At 40.7% G+C, this 17,277-nt stretch carries 21 protein-coding genes and 1 other RNA gene; 15 read left to right on the forward strand and 7 right to left on the reverse strand.

Going from position 1 to position 17,277, the window contains the following annotated elements:
- Positions 1 to 2: 2 nt before the first annotated feature.
- Together C6W21_RS13215 and C6W21_RS19270 are read right to left on the reverse strand one after the other, a co-directional pair.
- Positions 3 to 467 carry a GNAT family N-acetyltransferase gene (locus C6W21_RS13215; RefSeq protein ID WP_106050733.1) on the reverse strand — a complete coding sequence of 155 codons (465 nt, stop codon included), beginning with the start codon at positions 465 to 467 and terminating at the stop codon, positions 3 to 5.
- A 45-nt stretch (positions 468 to 512) separates the two neighbouring features.
- Positions 513 to 782: a hypothetical protein gene (locus tag C6W21_RS19270; RefSeq protein WP_223260986.1), complete on the reverse strand. Its 270-nt coding sequence runs from the start codon at positions 780 to 782 to the stop codon at positions 513 to 515.
- A 282-nt stretch (positions 783 to 1,064) separates the two neighbouring features.
- Between C6W21_RS19270 and C6W21_RS13225 the strand changes: the two genes are divergently transcribed.
- Positions 1,065 to 1,712, forward strand: a complete 648-nt coding sequence (locus tag C6W21_RS13225; protein WP_106056436.1) for a MarC family protein — start codon at positions 1,065 to 1,067, stop codon at positions 1,710 to 1,712.
- A gap of 44 nt (positions 1,713 to 1,756) precedes the next feature.
- Here C6W21_RS13225 and C6W21_RS13230 read toward each other — a convergent pair whose 3' ends face one another.
- Positions 1,757 to 2,293, reverse strand: coding sequence for a GbsR/MarR family transcriptional regulator (locus tag C6W21_RS13230; RefSeq protein ID WP_106050979.1), 537 nt, complete (start codon positions 2,291 to 2,293; stop codon positions 1,757 to 1,759).
- Between the two features lie 269 nt (positions 2,294 to 2,562).
- Here C6W21_RS13230 and C6W21_RS13235 point away from each other — a divergent pair, with 269 nt between their 5' ends.
- The 4 genes from C6W21_RS13235 to C6W21_RS13250 are packed head-to-tail and all read left to right on the forward strand — an operon-like array spanning position 2,563 to position 6,020.
- Entirely contained in the window at positions 2,563 to 3,711 is a 1,149-nt protein-coding gene (locus C6W21_RS13235; protein WP_106056438.1) for a betaine/proline/choline family ABC transporter ATP-binding protein, read from the forward strand.
- Positions 3,712 to 3,724: 13 nt separating this feature from the next.
- Positions 3,725 to 4,378 carry an ABC transporter permease gene (locus tag C6W21_RS13240; RefSeq protein ID WP_060698329.1) on the forward strand — a complete coding sequence of 218 codons (654 nt, stop codon included), beginning with the start codon at positions 3,725 to 3,727 and terminating at the stop codon, positions 4,376 to 4,378.
- Between the two features lie 13 nt (positions 4,379 to 4,391).
- Entirely contained in the window at positions 4,392 to 5,309 is a 918-nt protein-coding gene (locus tag C6W21_RS13245) for an osmoprotectant ABC transporter substrate-binding protein (protein WP_106056440.1), read from the forward strand.
- A 21-nt stretch (positions 5,310 to 5,330) separates the two neighbouring features.
- Positions 5,331 to 6,020, forward strand: a complete 690-nt coding sequence (locus C6W21_RS13250) for an ABC transporter permease (RefSeq protein ID WP_106056442.1) — start codon at positions 5,331 to 5,333, stop codon at positions 6,018 to 6,020.
- Positions 6,021 to 6,100: 80 nt separating this feature from the next.
- Here C6W21_RS13250 and catR read toward each other — a convergent pair whose 3' ends face one another.
- The 3 genes from catR to C6W21_RS13265 form a co-directional block, all read right to left on the reverse strand.
- A complete protein-coding gene (gene catR, locus C6W21_RS13255) occupies positions 6,101 to 6,421 on the reverse strand; it encodes a catDE operon transcriptional regulator CatR (protein ID WP_106050738.1) in 321 nt (106 codons plus the stop codon).
- An 81-nt stretch (positions 6,422 to 6,502) separates the two neighbouring features.
- Positions 6,503 to 6,904: a helix-turn-helix domain-containing protein gene (locus C6W21_RS13260; RefSeq protein WP_106056444.1), complete on the reverse strand. Its 402-nt coding sequence runs from the start codon at positions 6,902 to 6,904 to the stop codon at positions 6,503 to 6,505.
- A gap of 130 nt (positions 6,905 to 7,034) precedes the next feature.
- Positions 7,035 to 7,439, reverse strand: coding sequence for a helix-turn-helix domain-containing protein (locus C6W21_RS13265; RefSeq protein WP_106050739.1), 405 nt, complete (start codon positions 7,437 to 7,439; stop codon positions 7,035 to 7,037).
- Positions 7,440 to 7,592: 153 nt separating this feature from the next.
- Here C6W21_RS13265 and C6W21_RS13270 point away from each other — a divergent pair, with 153 nt between their 5' ends.
- From C6W21_RS13270 to C6W21_RS13305, 8 genes are all read left to right on the forward strand, one after another.
- The gene (locus C6W21_RS13270; protein ID WP_024719830.1) at positions 7,593 to 7,826 is read left to right on the forward strand and encodes a helix-turn-helix domain-containing protein; all 234 of its coding nucleotides are present in this window, start codon (positions 7,593 to 7,595) and stop codon (positions 7,824 to 7,826) included.
- A 26-nt stretch (positions 7,827 to 7,852) separates the two neighbouring features.
- Positions 7,853 to 8,143: an AbrB/MazE/SpoVT family DNA-binding domain-containing protein gene (locus tag C6W21_RS13275; protein ID WP_003213714.1), complete on the forward strand. Its 291-nt coding sequence runs from the start codon at positions 7,853 to 7,855 to the stop codon at positions 8,141 to 8,143.
- A gap of 186 nt (positions 8,144 to 8,329) precedes the next feature.
- Positions 8,330 to 8,563 carry a preprotein translocase subunit SecG gene (gene secG / locus C6W21_RS13280; protein ID WP_106050740.1) on the forward strand — a complete coding sequence of 78 codons (234 nt, stop codon included), beginning with the start codon at positions 8,330 to 8,332 and terminating at the stop codon, positions 8,561 to 8,563.
- 124 nt (positions 8,564 to 8,687) lie between these two features.
- Positions 8,688 to 9,434 carry an alpha/beta hydrolase gene (locus tag C6W21_RS13285; protein WP_106050741.1) on the forward strand — a complete coding sequence of 249 codons (747 nt, stop codon included), beginning with the start codon at positions 8,688 to 8,690 and terminating at the stop codon, positions 9,432 to 9,434.
- 19 nt (positions 9,435 to 9,453) lie between these two features.
- A complete protein-coding gene (gene rnr / locus C6W21_RS13290) occupies positions 9,454 to 11,796 on the forward strand; it encodes a ribonuclease R (protein WP_106050742.1) in 2,343 nt (780 codons plus the stop codon).
- 140 nt (positions 11,797 to 11,936) lie between these two features.
- On the forward strand, positions 11,937 to 12,407 hold the full coding sequence (gene smpB, locus C6W21_RS13295) for an SsrA-binding protein SmpB (protein ID WP_003213153.1): 471 nt from the start codon (positions 11,937 to 11,939) through the stop codon (positions 12,405 to 12,407).
- Between the two features lie 176 nt (positions 12,408 to 12,583).
- Positions 12,584 to 12,945: a transfer-messenger RNA gene (ssrA, locus tag C6W21_RS13300) on the forward strand.
- 320 nt (positions 12,946 to 13,265) lie between these two features.
- Complete coding sequence (locus C6W21_RS13305) at positions 13,266 to 14,099, forward strand: hypothetical protein (protein WP_106050743.1); 834 nt, start codon at positions 13,266 to 13,268, stop codon at positions 14,097 to 14,099.
- 342 nt (positions 14,100 to 14,441) lie between these two features.
- On the opposite strand, the gene C6W21_RS13310 is transcribed toward C6W21_RS13305, so the two are convergent.
- The gene (locus C6W21_RS13310; RefSeq protein ID WP_106050744.1) at positions 14,442 to 14,681 is read right to left on the reverse strand and encodes a hypothetical protein; all 240 of its coding nucleotides are present in this window, start codon (positions 14,679 to 14,681) and stop codon (positions 14,442 to 14,444) included.
- Positions 14,682 to 14,926: 245 nt separating this feature from the next.
- Between C6W21_RS13310 and C6W21_RS13315 the strand changes: the two genes are divergently transcribed.
- Together C6W21_RS13315 and C6W21_RS13320 are read left to right on the forward strand one after the other, a co-directional pair.
- On the forward strand, positions 14,927 to 16,537 hold the full coding sequence (locus C6W21_RS13315; RefSeq protein WP_106056446.1) for a histidine kinase N-terminal 7TM domain-containing diguanylate cyclase: 1,611 nt from the start codon (positions 14,927 to 14,929) through the stop codon (positions 16,535 to 16,537).
- Positions 16,538 to 16,792: 255 nt separating this feature from the next.
- Positions 16,793 to 17,248 (forward strand): DUF6376 family protein, encoded by a 456-nt coding sequence (locus C6W21_RS13320; protein ID WP_106056448.1) that lies wholly within the window; start codon positions 16,793 to 16,795, stop codon positions 17,246 to 17,248.
- Positions 17,249 to 17,277: the final 29 nt, after the last annotated feature.

The raw sequence follows: 17,277 nt of genomic DNA on the forward strand, positions 1-17,277 counted from the left end.
AGTCAGTCTGCTTGAAACGTGAGGGAAAGCCGTACCATATCCATACACTGAATCCCATTTTCATAAATCGGTTCATCATAATGCTTAAGGAAGAAATCGCGATCGATTGAAGTCAGGCGGAAGCCGCATTTTTGATAAAGTGCGAGCTGTTGAATACTCGAGTTGCCTGTGCCGATTTCAATCGTATGAAAACCAGCGGCTTTCGCTTCAGCGATCGCATGGCGGATCAGCTGCTTTCCAATTCCCTTTCCTTGCCATGACTCCTTCACGGCAACATTCATGATTTCGACTGTATGCTGAGATAGCGGTGATAGCACATAGACACCAATCACTTCCTGTTCATGAAAGGCGGCATAACAAGAACCGGATTGCACATACGCGAGAACCTTTTCCTTTGAAGGATCAGCTAATAGTAAAAGATCCATAGGGAGAGATTGATCATGAGATAATGGCCGAATCTGTATCACATTATTTCATCCTTTCTATTCTTTCATATACCCTTGTTTAACGCCCTAATCATATTGGTCCTGTACCCACTGTGAGGGAGGGTGATGAGTGACATTCGGGTCTTTTTTGACAGTTGTTTTCCTAGTAGTCTGTGCGGTCTGCTTATTCGCTTGAGCAGCATTTTTTGCTGCTGCCAGCTCTTTTTGAAGCTGGCCGACTTTCACCTCAAGCGCTTTACGCTGTTTGACCTCTTTTTCATAGGCTTTCTTTTCTTTTTTGAGCTTTTTTGTGATGGTGGCTATTTGCTTTTTTTGTTCATCGTTTTCATTCTTCATATCCGTTTGATCTGATGTTAACTGCGAAAGCTTCAGATCGTTCGTTTTGCTTTCTTGCTGATGTTTTCCCTCTGCTTTTTTGATGGTCTACTGCTGCCAAACAATCCAGCCAACTACGCCTAAAACTGCTACAGCCAGAAGAATGATCGTCATTGTTTTCTTCATGTGTGAATCCCTTTCTTTAAACCTCTATTATCATCGGTTAAAGATATACAGGTTTTAACATCACAAGGGAATATTCACATCAGAATGGCAGACACTATGAAAAAAGGAGGGTGTCTGTTGATTTCCTTTATGATTCATGTTGTCGTCTCATTATTTGCTGTATCAAACCCCATTGGAAACGTACCTCTTTTCATCACCTTAACTGAGGGCTATACAGAGAAAGAGCGCGCTCAGACAGCAAAAAAAGCCATCGTGGTCTCTTTTATTATTTTGATTGCCTTTCTATTAGCAGGCAGGCTCATTTTCAAATTGTTTGGGATCGATATTCATGCACTCCGCATAGCTGGCGGTATTTTTATTTTTGGGATCGCTTACAATTTGCTGAATGCAAAAGAATCACACGTCCAAAATCCTCATTCGGAGGAAAAGGCAGAAAGCAAAGAGAAGTCAGATATCTCCGTTACGCCGCTGGCGATCCCGATCATCGCTGGTCCCGGTACAATTGCTACAGTAATGAGTTTAACCCCAGGAAGTCAAGGGATGCTCCACATGTTTGCGATTCTAATCGGCATTGTCATCGTTCTTGCCATGACGTATTATGCCTTTCATTATTCAAGTTTTATTATGCGAAAAATGGGGAAAACAGAGATGAATGTCGTGACGCGTTTGATGGGATTAATTCTTGCTGTAGTGGCAGTTGAGATGATCGGCGCAGGCTTAAAAGGGATGTTTCCGATGTTTATTTTATGTCATAAGTGTATATAAAAAAGCTGTTTTTTCTACAATGATGTAAAATAAAACAGCTTTTTTTAAGGTTTCGGCACATGCTTAAATACTTCTTCACTTTCAAAGAATTCAATTAAACGGCTAATCCAATCATAGTAATCAAGACTTTCCTTGATTTCTGAAAGAAGCAGATTGATTTTATCCTCTGTTTCTTCTGGTAAGTCGTCCTGTGCAAGCAGCTCTTGCAATTCCTTGCACGTTTTCTTATGTGCTTTACGGTTTTTGCTGACAACTCGTGTCCAATTGGCTGCAAACAATGAAATAAACGTTTGGTATTGATCTTGCTCAACGTCATAAAGATCTTTACGTATTCCTTTTTCATAAACCTTTTCCGCAATATTCAAATCGAGCATTTCTCGAACGACTTGACTCATCCTCGTTTTGCTCATGCCGGTCGCCTCTGATAGCTCTTCCAGCGTCATTGGTTTACGGTTCATGTGAATGATACCAAGCACTCTACCCACTGTAGAAGAAAGACCAAAGGCATTCATGTTCTCTGCAGCTTTTTCAATATAATGATCCTGTGCTTTTTGAATGGCGCCTAGCGCTTGCTTGTCCACTCCCCGCTTCATCCCTTCACGACTGACAATTTGTAACACAATATATCATATACCTGTTTGTTGCCGAAAACAATAAATATTGAGTAATTGCTAGTAATTTGAAGGAAAAAGGAGAAATCTCTAGATATTAGAGCGTTAACTGAAAATTTTATATAAATGTTATGCAATACAAACACATCATAAACTTTTTATTTTATAAAGTTTGCACTATAATTAATAAGGTGTAAATTTTCTGAATATATAGATCCAACTAATTGGAGGTGTCTCATTTGCTGAAACTAGAGAATGTATCTAAGACGTATAAAGGCGGAAAAAAAGCTGTCAAAAATATTGATTTAGAAATAGCAAAAGGAGAATTTATTTGTTTTATTGGACCGAGTGGCTGTGGTAAGACCACAACCATGAAGATGATCAACCGACTCATCGAACCTTCCTCAGGAAACATTTTCATCGAGGGAGAAAATATTATGAAAAAAGATCCAGTTCAATTAAGAAGAGAAATCGGTTATGTGATTCAGCAAATTGGACTGTTCCCCCATATGACCATCGCGCAAAACATCTCACTTGTGCCGAAGCTCTTAAAATGGCCGGAAGAAAAACGGAAAGAACGAGCACGCGAACTGCTGAAGCTCGTCGACATGGGCCCGGAATTTTTAGAGCGTTATCCTCATGAACTCAGTGGAGGACAGCAGCAGCGCATCGGAGTTCTTCGCGCACTGGCAGCAGAACCCCCTCTGATCCTTATGGATGAACCATTTGGTGCACTTGATCCAATTACACGAGATACATTGCAGGAAGAATTTAAGAAACTGCAAAAAACGTTAAATAAAACCATCGTATTCGTCACACATGACATGGATGAAGCCATTAAACTAGCTGACCGAATTGTGATTTTAAAAGATGGAGAGATTGTCCAAGTAGGCACACCTGAAGATATTTTGCGTAACCCCGCCAACGAGTTCGTAGAAGAATTCATCGGAAAAGAACGTCTGCTTCAATCAAATCCGAATATGGAACGTGTAGAACAAATGATGAACACGTCACCAGTCACCATTACAGTCGAACAGACGTTGACTGATGCCATCTACATCATGAGAGAAAAGCGGGTCGATTCCTTGCTTGTAGTAGATGAACATCATGTGCTAAAAGGCTATATCGATATTGAAACAATTGATGCGAACCGCAGAAAAGCGGCTTTCGTTGGTGAGATCTTAAATACAGAGTTCTATACCGTACAAGAAGGCGCACTTCTAAGAGACACCGTTCGGAAAATCTTAATACGCGGTATTAAATATGTACCGGTTGTGGATGCCAAAGGGCATTTAAAAGGCATTGTGACACGGGCAAGTCTTGTAGATGTTGTGTACGACTCCATTTGGGGAGACGATATGCCGGCGTCTGCCATTGAAATGAACTAAGGGAGGTGGACACATGGATCAAATCATCGATTTTCTAGAGAAAAATGGTGGGGAACTCCTCACAAAAATGTGGGAGCATTTATATATTTCCTTAATTGCTGTCGTGCTAGGAATTATCGTTGCCGTTCCTTTAGGCGTCGTTCTCACACGAATGAAACGAGGCGCAGGTTTTGTCATCGGTGTCGTGAATATCTTTCAAACACTCCCTAGTTTAGCGATTCTTGCATTTTTTATTCCTATTTTGGGGGTTGGGAAAATACCTGCAATCGTTGCCCTCTTTTTCTATTCGGTATTGCCTATTTTGAGAAATACGTATGCCGGCGTCCAAGGGGTGAACAAAAACTTGCTTGAATCCGGTAAAGGGATCGGCATGACCACATGGGAACAAATTCGTCTTGTGGAACTTCCGCTTGCTGTACCGATCATTATGGCAGGTGTCCGAACGTCAACGATTTATTTAATTGGCTGGACAACACTTGCTGCTTTTATCGGTGGAGGCGGTCTTGGTGACTACATTTTGATTGGACTTCAGCTATACCAGCCGGAATACATTATTGCAGGTGCCATCCCAGTCACCATTTTAGCGGTCATCATCGACTTTTCATTGATGAAGCTGGAGAAAAAGGTAACACCAGAAGGCTTAAAAGGATTGAAGGAAGTTTCATAAGGAGTTGGCTTATGTGAAGAATCGAAAAACAAAATGGATCAGTGCACTGCTTGCCGGATGCTTGCTATTGATAAGCGGCTGTTCACTTCCTGGACTAGCCGGCTCCTCAGGCAATACGCTGCGAATTGGAGCACAAAACTTTACCGAATCAGAAATTATGGCCTACATGGTTAGCGATATCATCGAACATTACACAGATAAAAAGACAACCATTGTGAAAAACCTAGGCTCCAATACCGTACAGCAGAAAGCAATGGAAAACGGAGATATCGACATTTCTGCGACAAGATATACAGGGACAGATTTGACGAGTACGCTTGGAATGGATGCGGAAAAAGACCCTGAGCGTGCGTTGGAGATCGTCCAAAAAGAATTTAAGAAACGCTATGATTACAAATGGTTTGATTCCTATGGCTTTGATAATACGTATGCTTTTGCCGTGACGCAAAAGATGGCGAAGGAAAACAAGTTAGAAACGGTCTCAGACTTGAAAAAGAATGCGAAGAATTACCGGTTTGGTGTCGATAATATTTGGCTCAAAAAGAAAGGCGACGGTTATGAAGGGTTCGTGAAAACATACGGAATTGAATTTGGAAGCACGTATCCAATGCAGATTGGTTTAGTCTACGATGCATTAAAAAATGAAAAAATGGATATTGTGCTTGCCTATTCAACAGATGGACGAATCAAAGCCTATGACCTCAAAATCTTAAAAGATGATAAGCGGTTTTTCCCGCCATATGATGCATCGCCAGTTGTCCCGGAAAAAGTCTTAAAAGAGAACCCAGGGCTTGATAAGGTGATCAAAAGGCTGATCGGAAAAATCAATACAGAGCAAATGCAAGAGCTTAACTATCAAGTCGACGGGGAGCTTCAAGAACCAGCCACCGTTGCGAAAAATTTCCTAAAAAAGCACAATTACTTTGAGTAAGATGGGGAGGTGTCATGGCTGATGGACACACTGCAGCAATTATGGACGTATTATCAGCAGAACGGTTCATATGTGTTAGAAGAATTTTATCGGCATTTTCTCATGTCAGCGTATGGGGTGCTGTTTGCGGCGATAGTCGGAATTCCAGCAGGCATCTTTGTGGCGCATTACCGTAAGCTGAGCAATTGGATCTTCGCCATTACCAATGTTATACAAACCATACCAGCGTTAGCGATGCTTTCCGTGCTGATGCTTGTATTAGGACTTGGCGCAAATACAGTCATCCTATCACTCTTTCTGTATTCGCTTCTGCCGATCATCCGCAACACGTATACAGGGATTGTCAGCATTGAACATGCTTATTTAGAATCGGGTAAAGCGATGGGCATGACGAAATGGCAAGTGCTGAGAATGGTTGAATTACCGCTTGCTTTATCGGTCATTATGGCTGGTTTAAGAACTGCCCTTGTCATCGCCATTGGCATTACAGCGATTGGGACATTTGTGGGTGCGGGAGGTCTTGGTGATATCATCATCAGAGGATCAAACGCCACAAACGGAACAGCCATCATTTTAGCAGGTGCTATTCCAACTGCGCTCATGGCCATTATCGCTGACCTAGTCATGGGCTGGCTCGAACGCTATTTAAGCCCAACTAACAAGAAAAAAGAAAGAAAAGCATTAGTTGAAAAAAACATTACATCTGCTTAAGCGGTTGAAAAGACAAAACCTCCCTTACATCTGTAAGGGAGGTTGTTTTATGATGATCAGGCGGTTCACATGCGGGTATTTTATGATTCAAGCGTGATCCATTCAGAGGACCACTTCGAAATTTCCTCAAAAACGGGTGCAAGGGAACGCCCCATATCAGTTAAAGAATACTCTATGCGCACGGGCGTTTCAGCAAAAACCTCCCGTTTTACAATACCTGCTGATTCCAGCTCTTTTAATCTCTCAGATAATACTCTTCCGCTTAAATTTGTCAAAGCAGCCTCAATTTCACTAAAGCGCTGCGGACCTGAGAGAAGCTGAAAAACAATCAGTGCAACCCAGCGTTTACTCAATAACTCAACTGCTTTTTCAAACCGCGGGCACATGTCAGATTGATTCATCTTTCTTCACTCCAATCTGAACCCATTATACCGTAAATCTGTCATAAATCAGCTCAAAAGCTTGTCAATGCTCAAAACAATTTATGATGACGAACGGCTGTTTAACATAAATAACAGATAGCGGTTAAGATCCTCTATTTCTTTTTTCGAAAGAGTTGACCAAATGTCTCCATCAAATATTTCGAGATCACCAAGTTCATATTGCGCTGCGGCTTCCTTTATTTTGGATAATGCCATTTCCTCTTCCTTCAACTGATGGACAGAAGAAGCTTCCTCAATATAGCGCGCAGCCTGCATCATTTCCTCATAAGGCACCTTTAATGCACCGGCTAGTTTTTTAATCGTAGGAGGCTTCGGAATGCCGCGTTTCCCATTTTCAATACGAGAAATACCAGCAGCACTGACCTCTGAATACATCGCTAATTGGTTCACTGACAGCTTCTTTTCCTCACGTAATGCTCTTAAATATGCACCAAAGTTCATCAAGGCAAAACCTCACATGGTTATAGATTAGATATGTCTATTTTACTCGATTTGTTGACTATTGGCAACAAGTATACCATGAAAATATTGACATTAGTTAATAGTGAATGTATCTTAGGGTTATGCCCCGCTATTTGTTCGCATTTTTTTGGTTGATGAGCGTGAGAAAGTATTCATTCAGCTGGCTGATGTCTTGTGCGGAGAGCCTTTCCCATAGGTCCCCGTCAAAAATGGGAAGATGTTCTACATCCTTTTGAAGCGCCGTTTGATAGATTTTCAACATGGATTCATATTTTGGTTTCATTTCATGAACTTGTTCCTGTTCAATATGACCGGCAAGCAGCATTAAATCCTCATAAGGCACCTTCAAGGCGTGTGCTAATTTTTTTATGGTTAAAGGCTTCGGCACACCACGCTTTCCATTTTCAATACGAGAAATACCAGCAGCGCTTACACCTGAATACATGGCGAGTTGATTGACAGACATTTTTCTATTTTCTCTTAAAATGCGTAATTGTTCACCAAAGTGATTCATGACATCGAACCTCACATTTCAGTATATGACTTATTTTAGTATGATCATTGACCAAAGGAAATAGCAGAGGGGCAAAAGTGTTGACTTAAGTTAATAGATCTGTTTCATGTAAGCACCTGCACGTTGTACATATTGATTCCATAGGAGGTTGTAATGATGGTCGAAAAGATTCAGATCAGGCGGGCTTTTGTCATGCAGTATATGATCGAAAACGATATGTCTTTAAATCAGCTCGCTGATGAAATTGGCATTTCTCCTGCCACACTCAGCAGGGTATTAAATGGTCATCGGAAACCAGGCCAGCTTGTCATTGGCAAAATGATTCATTACTTTGATAAAAAATTTGAAGATCTATTTTACTATGAAAATGTTGACAAAAGTCAATGAATGAAAATATCAAGGAGGCAATGTCATTGAAAAGAACTGGGATGGTCAGACACATTGATTCACTAGGCAGAATTGTTCTGCCTTCAGAAATGCGCAAGGTACTCAATATTAAAGAAGAGCAGCTGTTAGAAATTTTCATTGAAGATCAAACCATTATGCTTAAAAAATATGATGCGGATAAGAGCTGCCTGTTAACTGGACAAGTGACGAAGTACAACAAAAGCTATGGAAATGGGAAAGTGATGCTGAGTCCTGAAGGAGCTGAACGTTTGTTAGTAGAATTAAAACAGCTATTGAAAGAAGAAGCAACCCGTTAAAAACGTATTTTTAACCTAAAATTGCCTATAAAAAATGCTGCATACTACTCTTTGGAATGAAATTGAATCAAAATAACGAATAAAGTCGACAATATAGAGGGAATCTTTATTTTGATGTTTCGTGACATGCACCTTGTTTTCATGTAAAATAAAGTTATGTGTACCAGTTTGTCTGGAGGTGTTTTCATGCACGCATTTATTATCACATTACTCGTAATTGTCAGTATCGCACTTATCATCGTTGTATTGTTACAATCAAGTAAAAGTGCTGGACTGTCAGGCGCTATTTCAGGTGGAGCCGAGCAGCTTTTCGGTAAGCAAAAAGCGAGAGGCCTTGACTTGATACTTCACCGATTAACGGTTATTTTGTCAGTGCTTTTCTTTATCTTAACACTTGCATTGGCATATTTAGGCGTGTAAGGCGCGAGTAACAGAAGGTCTGATCTTTTTTCAGACCTTTTTTTATTATCAGCACTCTTTTGTGTTTGTTTCATACATACAAGTGGAAAATATAAACCATATCGGAAGGAAAGGAAGTCACATCATGAAAGTTGTTACACCAAAACCATTTACGTTTAAAGGTGGAGAAAAGGCGGTGCTTCTTCTTCACGGTTTTACTGGGAATACAGCCGATGTTCGAATGCTAGGCCGTTATTTGAACGAAAGAGGGTATACGTGTCATGCACCTCAATATAAAGGACACGGTGTGCCGCCAGAAGAGCTTGTCCATTCTGGTCCGGATGACTGGTGGAAGGATGTAGAAGAAGGCTATCAATTCTTAAAAGATGAAGGCTATGAGGAAATTGCGGCTTGCGGACTATCCCTCGGAGGAGTTTTTTCATTGAAATTAGGTTACACTGTACCTGTAAAGGGAATTGTACCTATGTGTGCACCTATGTACATAAAAAGTGAAGAAGTCATGTACCAGGGTGTACTAGAATATGCCCGTAACTATAAGAAATTCGAGGGTAAGTCAGAGGAGCAGATTGAACAGGAAATGGAAGAGTTCAAGAAAACGCCAATGGATACACTGAGGAGCCTGCAAGAACTGATTGCAGATGTCAGAAACAATGTCGACATGATTTATTCACCTACTTTTGTTGTTCAGGCACGTCACGATCATATGATTAATACAGACAGTGCAAATATCATTTATAACGAAGTAGAGACAGATGAAAAGCATTTGAAATGGTATGAAGAATCAGGCCATGTGATCACGCTTGATAAAGAGCGTGAGAAGGTTCATCAGGATGTATATGCATTCTTAGAATCACTTGATTGGTCAATTTAAATATATAGGGGGTTAGAGTGTGCAAAAAGAAGAATTTATGAATGAATTACTCGCTTTTATGAAAGATGAAGCTTATAAACCGTTAACCGTTCAAGAGCTGGAAGTGATGATGGAGATTACCAATCCTGATGATTATAAAGAGCTCGTCAAAGCACTTGTGATGCTGGAAGATCAAGGACTCATCGTTCGCACGCGCAGCGATCGTTACGGTGTACCAGAAAAAATGAATTTGGTAAAAGGAAAGCTGTCTGCTCATGCAAAAGGATTTGCATTTGTGACACCAGAAGAGTTTGGACAGGATGATATTTTTATTCCGCCTAATGAGCTAGGCACAGCGATGAATGGCGATACGGTCATGGTTCGTGTCAGCCACAAATCAAACGGCACAAAAAAAGAAGGAACCGTCATCCGAATTCTGGAGCGTAATACTCAAACGGTTGTCGGTACCTACACAGAAACGAAAAGCTATGGCTTTGTCATTCCTGATGATAAAAAAATCACAACCGATATCTTCATCCCGAAATCCGCTAAAAATGGAGCAGTCGAAGGTCATAAAGTGGTCGTGACGCTGACAAGCTACCCAGAAGGAAGAATGAGTGCAGAGGGCGAAGTGACTGAAATCCTCGGTCATAAAAATGATCCTGGCATTGATATTCTATCGATCATTCATAAACACGGCCTGCCAGGTGAGTTCCCAGAAGAAGCGCTTCAGCAGGCAGTAGACACACCTGAAACGATTGATGAAAAAGACCTGGAAGGCAGACGTGATCTGCGCAACGAAACGATTGTAACAATTGACGGAGCAGATGCGAAGGACTTAGATGATGCCGTTACGGTGCAAAAGCTGGATGATGGCAAATATAAGCTAGGGGTGCATATCGCAGATGTCTCTCATTATGTCACAGAGAACTCCCCGATTGATCAGGAAGCTTATGAGCGTGGAACGAGTGTGTATCTCGTAGACCGCGTCATTCCGATGATCCCGCACCGCCTGTCAAACGGTATTTGCTCATTGAATCCGAAGGTCGATCGTCTCACACTGTCTTGTGAAATGGTCATCGATCGAAATGGGAAGGTCGTCAAACACGAGATTTTCCAAAGTGTGATCAAAACGACGGAAAGAATGACCTATTCTGATGTGAATAAGATTTTAGTCGACCAAGACGAAGAGCTTTTAGACAAATATGAGCCGCTTGTGCCAATGTTCCAAGAGATGGAGAAGCTTGCAGAGATTCTTCGCGACAAACGGATGGAGCGCGGGGCAGTAGACTTTGACTTCAAGGAAGCAAAAGTGCTTGTAGATGATGAAGGAGCGGCGAAAGACGTTGTCGTTCGTGAGCGTTCTGTCGCAGAGAAATTAATTGAAGAATTCATGCTTGTTGCAAACGAAACGGTTGCAGAGCATTTCCACTGGTTGAATGTTCCGTTCATTTACCGAATTCACGAAGAACCAAATCCTGAGAAGCTTCAGCGCTTTTTAGAGTTCGTGACAACGTTTGGTTACATTGTGAAAGGAACGTCGACAAACATCCACCCGCGTGCACTTCAAAGTGTACTTGATGCTGTGAGGGATCAACCAGAAGAAGTTGTGATACAAACCGTGATGCTCCGTTCTATGAAACAGGCGAAGTATGATCCAGAAAGCATCGGCCATTTTGGGTTATCAACGGAATTCTATACGCACTTTACATCACCGATCCGCCGTTATCCGGATTTAATCGTGCATAGATTGATTCGCACGTATTTGATTCAGAAAAAGACAGACGAAGCAACCCTAGAAAAGTGGGGCCAGCTGCTGCCTGAAATCGCAGATCATGCGTCTACAATGGAGCGCCGTTCAGTCGATGCAGAGCGTGAAACAGATGACCTCAAGAAGGCAGAATTTATGCTTGATAAAATCGGTGAAGAGTTTGATGGCATGATAAGTTCCGTGACAAACTTCGGACTATTTGTTGAACTGCCGAATACAATTGAAGGTCTTGTCCATGTCAGCTACATGACAGACGACTACTATCGCTTTGATGAACAGCACTTTGCCATGATCGGTGAACGCACAGGAAATGTATATCGCATCGGTGACGAAATCACTGTCAAAGTGGTTAGTGTTAATAAAGATGAGCACTCCATTGATTTTGAAATCGTTGGCATGAAAGGCACCCGCCGTAAATCGCCAAAAGATTTTAAGTTCAAAAAACGGACAGATTCACCAGCGAAAAAAGGGAGCGGAGGCCAAAATGCCTCTGGGGATAAAGCCAAAGAGGATAAAGGCGGAAGTGACTGGTTCACAGGCCGTAAGAAGAAGAAAAAGAAAAAACGCGTATTTGATAACGCACCAAAACAAAAGCGTAAAAAGAAAAAGTAATGTGCTAAAAAAGCAAATAGGGCATCACGCTCTATTTGCTTTTTGACCACATAGCGTCAGCGTTGTCTAAAGCTGGATTGTTTGATAAAATAATCCGTACGATTTGGACCGTGTTTGTGTCAAAAGGAGGGTGTACGCCAATGCCAAAGGGAGAGGGAAAGGTTGTTTCCCAAAACAAAAAAGCAAATCATGACTATTTTATAGAAGAAACGTATGAAGCTGGCCTTGTGTTACAAGGAACTGAGATCAAATCGATTCGTGCAGGAAAAGTGAATTTAAAAGATTCCTTTGCCAAAATTGAGCGAGGAGAAGTGTTTCTTCACAACATGCACGTGAGCCCATACGAGCAGGGGAACCGTTATAACCATGATCCGCTGAGAACGAGAAAGCTGCTGCTTCATCGCAAGCAAATCAGCAAATTGATTGGTGCGACAAAGGAAGAGGGCTACTCACTTGTTCCCCTTAAACTATATTTAAAAAATGGCTTTGCCAAAGTATTGATCGGAATCGGTAAAGGGAAAAAGAAATACGATAAACGTGAAGATCTGAAGAAAAAAGATGCAAAGCGTGAAATCGACCGTGCCTTCCGTGATCGTCAAAAGCAATTCTAGCCTGATGCAGATGGCTTGCTGAGAGCGGAAGCATTATGCTACAATATGTTATACAGTAAACAATCATCGCTTTTTTTACAGAAACCACCAGTTGTTTCAAGCGATGAGATTGTTATAATAGTTATATACGGAAGCAGTTAAGCTGAACGTTTCCATCCCGTATATCCCTTTTACAAGGGGACGTTACGGATTCGACAGGGGCGGTTCGAGCTTGAGCTGCGAGCCGAGAGGCGATCTCGTTAACACGCACTAAATGTAACTGGCAAAACTAAAAGTTTTAACCAAAACTTAGCACTAGCTGCCTAATAAGTGCAGCGAGCTCTTCCTGACATCGCCTATGTGTCTGTGAGGAGCCCAATGAAGTAGGCTACGCTTACGTTTCCGTCTGAGGACGTAAGAAGAGATCCATCAGACTAGCTCTCCAAGCGCCCGTCAGCAGGCATGCGGATGAGCGAACACGAAATATGTTGACTACGCTCGTAGACGCTTAAGTAATCGATGTCTCTGGACGTGGGTTCGACTCCCACCGTCTCCATCAAAACTTTTAGAATGCAGTCGTATCAAGGGTTTGAAAGCCCTTGGTGCGGGACTGGCAACTTATTAGCAACAAGAGTGTTCTAAACGATTGGTTAGCACAAAAGGATGTTATTAATAATTTTTAAGCATAAAAAAGACGCTATTTTTTAGCGTCTTTTTTATATGATAGTATAATTTTATAGGTATTAAGAATTGAATAATCGTTCCTCTTTTTTTAATGATATACTTATCTAGAGAATATTATCCTGTTTTTTTATAACGTTTATGTTAAAATGAAATTTAAATGTTTAAAATTAACTTTTGTAGGAGGTATTTGTAAAGGTGACGATGAATGCATTTTTTAAGAGGGTTTCAATTTTGACAGTAATTATTTTTACGATTAGTTCATTATCGACTCTAACTAGTTTTGCAGAGTCAGATAATGAGAAACAGCCTGTTTTAGAGGGAGTTTTAGTAGACGAAACGGTAGAGGGTCTTAATTCAAATGATGTTCAACTGAGTAAGGAAGTTTTATCGGATGAATTCGACCTTGAAGAAGAGGTTAGAAATATGCCGTCAATTGATGAAATGACGAAAGATGAAAGAAAGCTTTTTGATAAAATAGTAGAAGAACAAACAGAGCTTTCAAATGTTAGTGAGAAGGAAATATTTAAAAAAGAATTAACAAATTTCTTCGATAAAGAGTCTGATACATATAATGATTTGTCAGCAGCACAAGAAGAGTTAGTGGAAGAAATAAATGATTCAGCTCTAGTAAATAATGGGGATTTTGCATTTGCTAAAGATCTATTTGTTTCTTCCTTTGGGGTTAAAGAAATTCAAGCTGCTAAGAAGAAGAAATCGTCGGGTATAAAGGTCGGTGTAAGTGTTAGGTTTGCAGGGGCAGTTTTCAATGCTGTGATTGGTTTTGCTGTGGGGGGTGGTGTAGGTGTTATACAATCATTTATTATTAAAAAAGGCAAAGCAGAAGCTAAAAGAATATTCACTAAAACTGTGACAAGTAGATTAAAGGCGTGGGGGGCTAAAAAATTAGCGGTGTCTATTGGTGTTGCTGTCGCAATTGCTCTGAATTATTTGGATATTGGAACTCAAATTGCTAAGCAATTGGATAAAAGGGATAAACGCCCTAATAATGGTTGGGTGGATATTTATTAGGAGGAATTTTGTGAAGAGTTTCATGAAGTATGCTGTTATGATTCTGTTTATCAGTGTATTTTTCTATTATTACAATATGTTTGTACCTAAAAATTTTCTGTACATTATCATTGCATTTCCTATTTGTCTTATTGCTATTAACATTATTGATAAGTTATTTACTAAAAAGTGATGATGAAAATAAGCAAGCTCCATGCTTGCTTATTTTTTGTAATGTTATTCCATAGAATCTAACTCTATTGACCAGTTACACTTGGCTTTGACCTTTAGCCGTTTGCCGTTTATTTAACTTTATTTTTTAATTTATAAAATATTAATCTAGATCCAATTTTTTTATAGTTTTCAAGAATGTTTCCTCAAAGAAGACGTCACCAACCGAACAAATAAAGGACAAACCACAATCACCGCCATCATCATCAAAAGCCCATCCGGCATTATCTCCACAAACGTTGTTTGAATCACATAAACTGCAATCAGCAGTAAATAACTGACCAAAAATATCAATCCGGATCTTCTTTTCTCAAATGGCTTCTCTAAAAGAACCAGCATAAATAGCCCCGCCATCATAATCAAAAAAGTCAAATACCTTGCAAGCCTCCTCTTCATTGATCCCCGATTCCCACATTGTACAGATATTTCTCCGAGCGCAACATATTTCTCCCTCAAATTAAGCAAAAAGTAGCGGAAATATAAGGCCTCACGAACAGAAAACGCCCGTTACTTTAAAAAAACCTCCAACCAATTCAAAATCACATCTTCCCATTTATGACTTCCTCATATATAGTAAGATTAGACTAGTTCTAAATAACTGAAATTGGGGCGTTTACATGGATTCGATTGTTTTACATTTTATTGTGATCATGAGTGTTTCTGGCATTCTGTCCGTGATATTATCAATCATTGCTTATGCGAACCGCCACCGGTATATTGGCTGTCAATTGTTTATGTACATGTCTGGAGCAACTGCGATTTATATCTTTGGGCACACGTTTGAATTATTGGCTCGTACCCCTGAAGAAATCATGTTCTGGGTTTGTTTTCAATACATAGGTCTTCCGTTTATCGCACCGCTCAGTCTAATGATTGTGCTGCAATTTACGGGGTTCCATCAATATTTCACAAAGCGCCGCGTGCTTCTCATCTTATTGATTCCAACTCTCACCACCATTATGGTGTTCACCAACTCTTTTCATTCACTCTTTTATCGAAGCATCATGATGAATCCAGTAGACGGTTTTTTATTGGCTGACTTTACGATTGGCTATTGGTATATCATTCAAGGCGTTTATACATTTGGCTGTTCGATGCTCGCTATTTTTATGCTGGTTTGGTTTTTACGTGTCACAAAAAAAGAATATTTAAAGCAGATCCTCATTCTGCTAGTGGGAATGCTACTACCAATCATGACATCTTTTATCTATTTATTAGGCGTTACGCCTCTTCATATTGACCCAGTCCCTGTGGTGATGTTTTTAACCAATGCGCTCTACTTATGGGCGATTATGTCGTTCCAGCTCTTTAAGCTCTCTCCCATTGCAATGGAGCGCGTGTTTGAGCATATGTCTGAGGGGGTTCTCATTTTAGATCGATACCGGACACTTATAGATTACAACCCCGCTGCTGCATCGATCATTCCAGCACTTTCTAATAAAAAGGGGATTGGCTATAAAATTGACGATATTTTCTCAGGGTTCATTAAAGATACCGCGTTCATTCAGTGGCTGCGTTCTCCGGAGAATCATTCGCAATATGATTTAATGTGGAAAAAGGAAGAGGATCAGTCCAGCTATTATCACCTGACCGCTTCATCGTTATTTAATAGAAGAGGAGAGATCGAGGGCAGGCAAATTGTGATCAGTGATGTGACAGAGCAGCGCTTGCTGCAGGAAGAGCTCGAGCGTCGTGCGTATATTGATGGATTGACGAATATCTTCAATCGTTCTTCTTTTATTGAACGCACGCAGATGATCCTGGAAGAGGATGCGCAGGATACGGCTGTTATGCTATTTGATATTGATTTCTTTAAACATATCAATGACACACACGGACATCATATTGGAGACGAGGCGCTGCGTCATGTTGTCACCATTTGTCAGCAGCATTTACAGATGGACAATTTATTCGGACGATATGGCGGAGAAGAGTTTGCTATTTGTTTGCCGCATCATTCATTTGAAGAGGCATGTCATATCGCGGAGCGAATGAGACATTCGTTTGAGACGAGTTTCTTTGAGACTGATGAGGAAAAAGTGCAAGTGACAGCGAGCTTTGGAATTGCTCATACAGCTTATGATTCCAATGTATTAGAAACTCTTCTATTTGAAGCGGACCAGGCCTTATATATGTCAAAACGCCAAGGACGGAACCGGATTTATGCGTCCACTGGAGCGGACTATATGCTGTATGAAGAGCATGATCAGCCGCCGGCTTCTCATTGACTGTTGTCCTGACATTCGATATGATAAACATAACATTTGAACGGTTTCCTAAAGGGGAGTAGCTTTTACGGTTTGGTCGTCATTACAGAAGCAGCGATTGCTTCTCGGCCATTCCGGCATGAACATGTTAGCCAGACCTTTGCCTATCACACATGAGGCAAAGGTCTGGCTTTTTTTAAGGTCTTATTGCATCTGTGTGATAGGGGATCGGGACAAATGATGCTTTCAATACCACAGATGAAAGGATGATCGATCTTGAAAAAATATGTGATCTCTTTGTTATTTTCTGGAACGCTTGTATTAAGTGGATGCTCCGGTTTGCTTGACCAAGTAAGCGATACAACGACATATGTTACAGAGGCAAATGAGTATGTGACGGACATTCAGCAATTTACGGAGAGCTTTCCACAGCTCGCAGAAGAAGCTGTGAAAAACGCCGCCAAAAAAGCAGAATTAACCCAGCAGCTAGAAACATTGAAGGCAGACATTCAAGAATTTAATGAAATCACAGCACCAAAAATAGCAGAAGACCTGCATGCGCAAATCATTGAAAAAAATAAAGTGCTGTCAGAGGAAATTCAAACGTTTTTACAGCAATTGAAAGCGGACAAAATAGACGTTGCCGCTATGCTTGAGGATCAGCAGGGGTTGATCAAGCAGCTTCAGCAGTCCGTCAATCTTTTACAGGATGTTGAACAATTAACAAACTAAGGCACACATTATAGAGTGTGGTCAGCATA

Origin of the sequence: Bacillus sp. NMCN1 (assembly GCF_002998085.1) — a bacterium.
Classification (GTDB): Bacteria; Bacillota; Bacilli; order Bacillales; family Bacillaceae; genus Bacillus.